Source organism: Helicobacter sp. 23-1044 (assembly GCF_053654695.1).
The window spans coordinates 71,459-80,225 of record NZ_JBSIUQ010000009.1; the positions used below are offsets into that span (position 1 = coordinate 71,459).

Here is an 8,767-nt window from a genome sequence, read left to right on the forward strand (position 1 = left end):
TGCAAAAATGGAGTAAAAAATGAATAAAGAAAATATCGATGTGTGGGATTTAAGCCCACTTTTTAAAAGCACAAAAGAAGTGGATAGATTCGCAAAAGATTTAAAGATTCGCGCACAAAATTTTGAAAAAAAATATAGTGGCAATATTGCAAAAATAAACGATATTGATAGCGTTATGCGCGAGTATGAGGGGATTTGCGAGGGATTAGCGCGAATCGCCACTTATGCGTTTTTGCTTTTTGCAAAGGATACCAAAAACGGCGGAATCTACGCAAAATATGAGCTTGTCGCCAACGAGATTCAAAGCGTTGTCATATTTTTTGAAGTGGAATTTGCCGAGCTATCAAAAAATAGCGACAAAATCGCAAAAAGTCTTATCTCTCAAAGCAAAAATTACAAATATTATCTCTCCAAAATTTTCGCACAAAAAAAGCACTCTTTAAGCAAGGTAGAAGAAAAAATCATCTTAAAACTCTCCCCTGTGGGCGCAAATGCGTTTAGCAGACTTTTTGATGAGCATATTAGCAAAATGCGTTTTAAGCTAGATTCGCAAATTTTAAACGAAGAAGAGATTTTATCCAAACTCCACGACAAAAGCCGTGCAGTGCGAAAAAGCGCACAAAAAGCAATGACAAAAAATCTCAAAAAATCCGCGCATATTTTAAGCTACATTATAAATATTATCAAAAAAGATACGGCGATTTCACGCGAATTGCGTGGCTATGAGTTGAGCGAATCGTTTCGCCACATTGATAATCAAATCTCCCAAAAAAGCGTGGATTCGATGATAAAGATTGTCGAATCAAATTTCGCGCTAGTTCATCGCTACTATCGCCTAAAATCGCGCCTTTTAGGCATAAAAAAGCTAAAAGATTTTGATAGATACGCACCGCTAAACTTTGAATCAAACGCCAAAATCCCCTACGCAGAGGCAAAAGATTTGGTTTTGCAAACTTACAGCGATTTTAGCCCCGCATTTGGCAAAATCGCGCAAGAGGCATTCAAAAACGGCTGGGTAGATTCACACCCAAGAAATGACAAAAGAGGCGGGGCATTTTCGCACGGCGCGACACCACACGCACACCCTTTTGTGCTACTAAACTACACAGGCGGGAGGCGCGATATTTTCACTATCGCACACGAATTTGGACACGCGATTCACCAAGAGTTAAGCAAAAGCGTGGGCTATTTGAATATGGACACACCGCTTACAACGGCTGAAACGGCGAGTGTTTTTGGCGAAATGTTGCTTTTTGATAAAATGAAGCAAAAATTGAGCGGCAAAGAGCTAACCGCCCTTTATGCAGGGAAAATTGAGGATATTTTCTCCACGCTTTTTAGGCAGGTGGTGATGACAAATTTTGAGCGCAAGATTCATTCAAAAAGCGATGAATTAAGCGTTGAATCTTTAAGCGAAATTTGGCAGAGCGAAAATGCAAAAATGTTTGGCGATTCACTAAAACTCACTAAAAATTACGCGCTTTGGTGGAGCTATATCCCGCACTTTATTCACTCGCCATTTTACTGCTACGCATACTCTTATGGGCAGCTTTTGAGTTTGGCACTCTTTGGACTTTACAAAAAAGACAAAAAATCATTTGTCCCAAAATACACGGCGTTTTTGTCCGCTGGTGGTTCAAAATCGCCAAAAGATTTGGTGAAAATTTTTGGCTTTGATATTGAAGATTCTGCGTTTTGGAGGGTTGGGATAAATGAAGTTAAAAGTCTTTTGAATGAATTTGAATCGTGCTGTGGCGCAGAATCTAATAAAAAAGGGGGAGCAAAATGAGATTTGAAATAAGCGTGTTTCGATTTGACGCGAAATTCGACTACAACGAGCATTATGAGCGCGTGAAAATCGACATTGATGAAAGTTTAAGCCTAAAAGATTTGATGAAAGAAGTTGAAAAAACGCTAGAAAATTTCACTTATGACAAAGAATCCTTTGGCTTTCGCATAAATGGCAAAGCGATTTTTAGCAATGTGAAATTAGCGGAGATTTATGCGCATTTTGGGGCGAATCTTGCGATAGATTCGCTATGTCAAAAATACGCACTAAAAGATTTGCTGATAAATAAAGACGAAGTTTTCGCGCTTTATGCCCCGCAATTAGAAAAATTCACATTTTTGAATGCCGAATCAAAAAGCGAATTTAAAAAATACATTTTGATAAATCTCATTTCGCCTTTGGATTTGCGCGATTATGTGGGCGATGGATGGGCGTTGTTTGTGAAATGGATGGCGTTGCATTACCAAGACAATGCGACAGAATTATTTGAGTCGATTTTTGATTTTGAGCGCGGGATTATAAATCACATCGCTACAAAAGATTTGATTTATCCGCCTGATAAGAGCATTGATGATGAGATTGAGAGTTTGCAAAGAGAGCTTTTTAGCGCGAATCTGCCCTATATTGCAAAGCTAAAAAAGGCAAACGCCCAAAAATACAGCATTATAAAGGACATTTGATGAATCTAATCTATCATTATTATGATAATTTATCGCTGATTTCATCAGTAATCGCGCTATTTAAGCGACTTGACATTGAAGCGGTGGATAGCGAAAAGTTTGAATTTTATGGGGGCAATTATTTGCTAAATGAAAAGCGATTTTTTGTCGCAAACGCCTATAATATCGCGCTATCAAAGGGACGAGATTTGCTTATTTTAGAAGATGACGCATTTAAAAATATCACATTTTCTAAAAATAAAATTGATGAAAATCCAAATCTTTATAGCACGATTGAAGGCGAGTTGGCGCGATTTAAATTGCAATATAGCCAAGATACGAAAATATCGCATTTGGTGAATCTTTTGGGCGAATCTTGCGATAAGATTCGCGCAAATCTTAAAAGCGATTTGAGCGATTTTAGCGTAGCGGTTTTTTGTAGCGATTCAAATACCGCTGAACCTTTGAGCGCGATTTTGGAGGCGATAAATATAAAAGTTAATTTCATCGAAGTTAGCGATTTTTTCAAATTGCCAAACAAAGAATTAGCGTTGAAATATAGCGCGAAATGCTACGAATCCGCCCTTGATTGCGGTAGCGATTTTATTTTAAGCACTTCGATGGGAAATTATGAGATTTTTGACAAAGAGCGCAAATCTTTGGCGCGAATCGCAAATCGCAATTTAGGCGATATGCCCGTGCTTTTTTTGCCACAGCTTTTGCTCTTGGCATTTGGTGAGCGCAATGAGAGTGCGCTAAACTTTCGCTACCACAAATTCGCGCCAGATTTTTTGTAAAGAGTTAGCGATGAAGTTTGCGCTAAAAGTCGCATTATCGATAATTGTCATCGCCCTTTGGCAGGTAATTAGTGGCGATTTGATGATGGCGTGCATTTTGGGCGCATTTGTCTTTGCAATCCTTTGCATTTCGCCAAAGAGAGATTCTGCGCTTGAAGAAAGCGAGGCGTTTAAAGAGATGGTGCGGGAGAAAAACGAGCAAAAGTTATCATTAGAAGAAAAGCGCATTTTAGAGAAAAAAGAGCAAAACCAAAAATAAAAGGACGAAAAATGGAGATTTTACTTTTAATCATCGCAGGGGGCGTGCTTTATATGCTTTATAATAGTTTTAGCGACTATATGAAAAATCCATATAATCCAATGCAAAGCAAGGATTTAGGCGAGAGTTTTAAAAGCGAGTATAAGCCAGAGGATAGCCCCTATGAGATGATAACCGATGAGGATAAAATCAAAAAGGGCGAGTTTGGGATTTTGACACAGATTTTGGCAAATGTAGCGCGGAGCGATGGCGAAGTGTGTGCGTTAGAGCGCGAACTCATCAAAGATATGCTAGATGATATGGCAGATGAAATCAATCAATATAAAGATTATAAAGACGCAAGGCGTAGTTTGCAAAGCATTTTTGATAATGCAAGCGATGATTTGGACGCTTTGGCAAGTGCCTTTGTAGAGGCGACAAAGGGCGAGTATAAAAAGCGCGTTAAAGTCGTGGAGTTTTTGTTTGCATTGGCTTATGCGGATGGGATTTTATCAGAGGCGGAGAGAGAAAAAATCATCGATGTGGCGGCGATTTTTGAGCTAAATAATGATGATTTTAATAAAATCTATGATGACTTTGAGGCAAAATTCGCACAAGGCGCAGTGGCAATGTCAAAGAAAAAGGCGATGGAGGTGCTTGGGCTAAATGAAAATTTTACTCGCGCAGATTTAGAAAACGCCTACCACAGCGCGATAAAGGCAAAAAAGCAAAATATTTTTAAGAGCCTAAATAAGCAATTTGATAATGAAATTTTACGCGAAATCGATAGTGCGTATAAGGTTTTAGGTGAATCGCTCGCAGATTCTGCGAAAATCGCAGAATCTAGCGCAGAATCTAATATAGATTCAAGTGGCAAAATCGCAGAATCTAGCGTAGATTCTGCGAAATCAAATACAAAATAACGCAGATTTTAGGATATAATGCTAAAAATTTTTGCGCAAAGGACTTAAAATGGTAGCGGTAAATAAAAGCACACGGATTTTGATTGATAATTTTATCAGCACTTGTTTTGCGAACATTTCTAGCGAAAATAGAGAGAAAATCAAAGAGGGCGTGGTAGAAATCGCCGATTCAATTTTAGAGCAAAGCAACAAAGACACAAAAAACTTGGATAATTTCGCCACAAAAGGCGACATTATGGCTTTAAAAGAGGACATTATGGCTGTAAAAGAAGACATAATGGCTGTCAAAGAGGACATTGTGTCTATAAAAGAAGATATTGTTGCGTTAAAAGGCGATATGAATCAAAGATTTGATGGCGTGTATAAAAGATTTGACGGCATAAAATACGATTTGCTAAAATGGATGATTGCCTTGCAAGTCGCCTTTGGTGCTTTGGTAGTGGGCGCAGTTACCCTTGCGCTGTATGTTTTCAAGTAATTTTTTACACCAATAAGATTCGTAACTTTCGATGAAATCCTGCTCTCACTGCCATTTGAAGTATGAAAAATCCGCGCTTTTTAAAAAAGTCATAAATGGCAAGGTAGAATATTTTTGCTGCCCGGGGTGTGAGGGCGTTTTCACGCTTTTAGGCGAATGCAATTTAGGCGAATTTTACAACAAAATTGGCACAACCACACTCACTCCGCCAAAAGAGCCACTTAACGATGATTTGGCAAAATTTGATAGCGAATCTTATGCAAAAAAATATATTAAGATTTTGGATAAATCGTCATTGCGAGGCAAATCGATAGATTTGCCGAAGCAATCCAAACAAGACGCCATAGATAGTTGCTTTGCCACAAATCCTGTGGATTGCCACGATTCTGCTTCGCAGAATCTCGCAATGACAAGCGAATCTAAGCTTTGCGAAGTTTCCCTCATCATCGAGGGTATTCACTGCATTGCGTGTGTGTGGCTAAATCAAAAGATTTTAAACGCTACACAGGGCATTATCAGCGCGGATATAAATTTCACAAACAACAAAGCAAAAATTATCTTTGATAAAAATCAAATCCCACTAAGCGCGATTATCGCTAAAATCCGCGCAATCGGCTATGACGCGCAAGGCTACGACCCAAAAATGCTAGAAAATATCAACGCAAAAGAGCGCAAAAGCTACTACACGCGAATGATTGTGGGCATTTTTTGCACGATGAATATTATGTGGATTGCGGTGGCGCAGTATAGCGGGTATTTTTTGGGTATGGAGCGGGACATTAAGGATATTTTAAATTTGGCGGGATTCGCCCTAGCCACGCCCACGCTGTTTTTTTCGGGCTTTATATTTTTTCGCAGTGGCTATTTTGGGCTAAAAAATGGCTTTATAAATATGGATTTGCTTGTCGCCACAGGCGCGACTTTGGCGTATATTTATTCGATTTATGCCGCGCTAACGCATAGTGGCGAGACTTATTTTGAAAGCGTTACGATGATTATCACTTTTGTGCTAATCGGTAAATTTTTGGAGATTACCACTAAAAAAAGCGCGGGGGACAGCATTGATAGGCTAAATCTAAGTGTGCCTACGATTGTAAGCGTATGCGAATCGGCGGACTTTGAGAGAAGCACGCTAAAAACAATTAGCCCCGAAGAAGTGCAAATAGGCGACATTATCCAAGTCAAAGTAGGCGAAAAAATCGCAATCGATGGCATTTTGCTATCCCCAAGCGCGACAATCGACAGCTCAATGCTTACAGGCGAATCGGCGTTAGAGACAAAATCCCAAAACGCCCCGCTAATTTCAGGCTCTATAAATTTGGAGCGGACGATTTTTTATCGTGCCACGCGGATTTTTGAAGATTCAACGCTAAATAATATCATAAATTTAATTCAGGACTCAATCACCAAAAAGCCCACCATTGAGACAAAGGCAAATGCGATTTCTTATCATTTTAGCGCGTTTGTGTTGCTCTGTGCGGTGGCGACATTTGCGTTTTGGGCGTGGAGTTCGGGCAGTTTTGAAAAGGCGATGATTGTCGCAGTCAGCGTGATAATCATCGCTTGTCCCTGCGCTCTTGCCCTTGCTACGCCGATTGCTACGATTATCGGTATCACAGAGGCTTACAAACGCAAATTGCTTTTCAAAGAGGCGCGGTTTTTGGAGAGTTTTGCCAAAAGCGATTGCATTGTGTTTGACAAAACGGGGACGCTCACTTTTGGCAAACCAAAAGTCGTGGGCGAAGTGAAATTGCGCGAATATGAAGTGCTAATCTTGCGTGATTTTGTGCTTTTAAATACGCACCCGATAAGCAAAGGAATCGCAGAATTTTTAGGCGAATCTATCGAATCTAATCACGAATCTAAAAGCGATTTTGGGCGCAAATCCAAAAGTGTGATTACTGATTTTAAGCAAATCTCCCAAAAAGGCATAAGCGCAAAATGTGGCGATTTGGAGCTTTTAGGCGGAAGCGAATCCTTTATGCACGAATGTGGCGTGAAATTTGCGGATTTGGATTTAAGGGACAAATCCGATTCAAGTAAATTTTACTACGCAATAGATGGCGAATTAGTGGCGATTTTTGATTTGAAAGATAGGCTAAAAAATGGCGCAAAAGAGGCGATTACAGAGTTTCAATCACAAGGATTTCGCGTGGTAATTTTAAGTGGCGATAGATTCGCAGTGGTGAAATCAATCGCAGATTCGCTAAAAATCGCTGAATTTTACGCCGAACAATCCCCAATCGACAAAAGCGCATTTATTGACAAACTCCGCGGAAAAGGGCACAAAGTCGTAATGATAGGCGATGGCATAAATGACGCAATCGCGCTAAACAAAAGCGACATAGCCATTTCTATGGGCGCGGGGAGCGATGTGGCAATCGAATCTAGCGATATTGTTTTGCTTGATGATAGTCTGCAAAGTTTGCGTTTAGCGCACAAAATCGCGCTAAAAACCTACGCCACGATTAAGCAAAACATAAAAATTAGCATAATTTACAATCTACTTACAATCCCCATTGCGATGGCAGGGCTTATAATCCCGCTCTTTGCGGCGATTAGTATGAGTTTTAGCTCGATATTAGTCGTCCTAAATTCGCTAAAAATCAAGCGAAACGCAGAATCTACAATGAAATCTCTGCAAGATTCTGCGAAAATTTAATATTTTTACGCAATAATTTCGTTTTATTTTTGCGGAGGTGGGAAATGAAAAGATTGCTATTTATGCTGATTGCGTGGGGGGGGGGATTTTATAAATTCGCAGATTCTGCGATTCGCACGAAAATCGCAGAATCTAGTATATTTTGTCATTTTGAGCGAAGCGAAAAAACTCACACATAAATCGCAGAATCTTGGGGTAGATTCTGCGATTCAAAAATTCCCCCTCCCTTGCGGAGGGGGATTAAGGGGGTGGGTTAAATCTCACAGATTCTGCAAATCGCAGAATCTTTGCAAATTTTTATGTATTTTCATCGCTTCGCAGAATCTATCCGCCACCGAACTCTCCACCCTTTGCAAAGACGCTCCAAATAATTGCACGATAACAACTCCGCAAAGCACAATCACAAACACCGCCGATTTCACTTCTCAAAGCACCATTACCATCCAAACGCAAATTGATTCTTTTGAAAATCACTCAACAATCACCGCACCGCCAAATCCAAGCGGACAAAACGACCAAACCTTCACTTTGAAAGAAAATAGCAAAATCACGCATTTTGCAAACTTTGGAAAGATAAATAGCGGGATTTATATGGAGGGTGGCACAAGCATAAATATCGCAAATCACGACACTATGGGCGGAATCTATACGCATTACAGCGACAATCCCGTGAATATAACGCTAAATAATTTAGGCACGATAAATCCCGCTGTGGGGTGCTATTTTAGCGATAGAAATGGTTGCAATGGAGTGCATTTTGCCTTTGGTAGCGCAAATGTCACGCTTACTATCGATAATTATATGATAAAAATCAATCAAAGCAAAGATGACTTTACAAACTACAACAACACGGGCGATTTGGACGCCAAAAACTCGCACATATCGATTTATTACCACACTGCGCCACGCACTTCGCAGGTGCATTTTAAAGATGGTAATTCTAAAATTATTTTGGATTTTGGGGATAATTTTGAGTTAGGCAAGGAATATCCGCTAAAAATGCTAATAGTCGATAAAAGCGGAAGTCCTGCGCCATACATTACGGCTGATTTCTCTCGCCTTGCGCTAAAAGACGCTGATTTTTATGATATTTTGGAGAGTGGCGAGTATTTTGTCGTGCGCGTGAAAGAAAAGCGCGATGATTTTGCCCTGCATACACCAATTACCGAACTTTACAAAAGCAATATCCGCACGATGAATAATTTGCAAATAATGACTAGC

Annotated in this window: 9 protein-coding genes; all 9 read left to right on the top strand. The window is 39.9% G+C overall.

Annotated elements, in window-relative coordinates; translation table 11 throughout:
- Nucleotides 1-19 precede the first annotated feature (19 nt).
- Nucleotides 20-1,789 (top strand): M3 family oligoendopeptidase, encoded by a 1,770-nt coding sequence (locus tag ACWIUD_RS08465; RefSeq protein WP_454148497.1) that lies wholly within the window; start codon nucleotides 20-22, stop codon nucleotides 1,787-1,789.
- Nucleotides 1,786-2,469, top strand: coding sequence for a DUF5644 domain-containing protein (locus ACWIUD_RS08470; RefSeq protein WP_454148499.1), 684 nt, complete (start codon nucleotides 1,786-1,788; stop codon nucleotides 2,467-2,469). The genes ACWIUD_RS08465 and ACWIUD_RS08470 overlap by 4 nt, the downstream gene beginning before the upstream one ends.
- Nucleotides 2,469-3,245: an HdrB C-terminal domain-containing protein gene (locus ACWIUD_RS08475; RefSeq protein WP_454148500.1), complete on the top strand. Its 777-nt coding sequence runs from the start codon at nucleotides 2,469-2,471 to the stop codon at nucleotides 3,243-3,245. Before ACWIUD_RS08470 ends, ACWIUD_RS08475 begins: the two co-directional genes overlap by 1 nt.
- 10 nt (nucleotides 3,246-3,255) lie before the next feature.
- Nucleotides 3,256-3,504: a hypothetical protein gene (locus ACWIUD_RS08480; protein ID WP_454148502.1), complete on the top strand. Its 249-nt coding sequence runs from the start codon at nucleotides 3,256-3,258 to the stop codon at nucleotides 3,502-3,504.
- Between the two features lie 11 nt (nucleotides 3,505-3,515).
- The gene (locus tag ACWIUD_RS08485) at nucleotides 3,516-4,406 is read left to right on the top strand and encodes a tellurite resistance TerB family protein (protein ID WP_454148503.1); all 891 of its coding nucleotides are present in this window, start codon (nucleotides 3,516-3,518) and stop codon (nucleotides 4,404-4,406) included.
- Between the two features lie 49 nt (nucleotides 4,407-4,455).
- Complete coding sequence (locus tag ACWIUD_RS08490; RefSeq protein WP_454148504.1) at nucleotides 4,456-4,884, top strand: hypothetical protein; 429 nt, start codon at nucleotides 4,456-4,458, stop codon at nucleotides 4,882-4,884.
- A gap of 31 nt (nucleotides 4,885-4,915) precedes the next feature.
- Entirely contained in the window at nucleotides 4,916-7,546 is a 2,631-nt protein-coding gene (locus ACWIUD_RS08495) for a heavy metal translocating P-type ATPase (protein ID WP_454148505.1), read from the top strand.
- Between the two features lie 44 nt (nucleotides 7,547-7,590).
- Nucleotides 7,591-7,725 carry a hypothetical protein gene (locus ACWIUD_RS08500; RefSeq protein ID WP_454148506.1) on the top strand — a complete coding sequence of 45 codons (135 nt, stop codon included), beginning with the start codon at nucleotides 7,591-7,593 and terminating at the stop codon, nucleotides 7,723-7,725.
- Nucleotides 7,697-8,767: hypothetical protein (locus tag ACWIUD_RS08505; RefSeq protein ID WP_454148507.1), on the top strand; the 1,071-nt coding region annotated here is incomplete at its 3' end. The genes ACWIUD_RS08500 and ACWIUD_RS08505, both read left to right, overlap by 29 nt.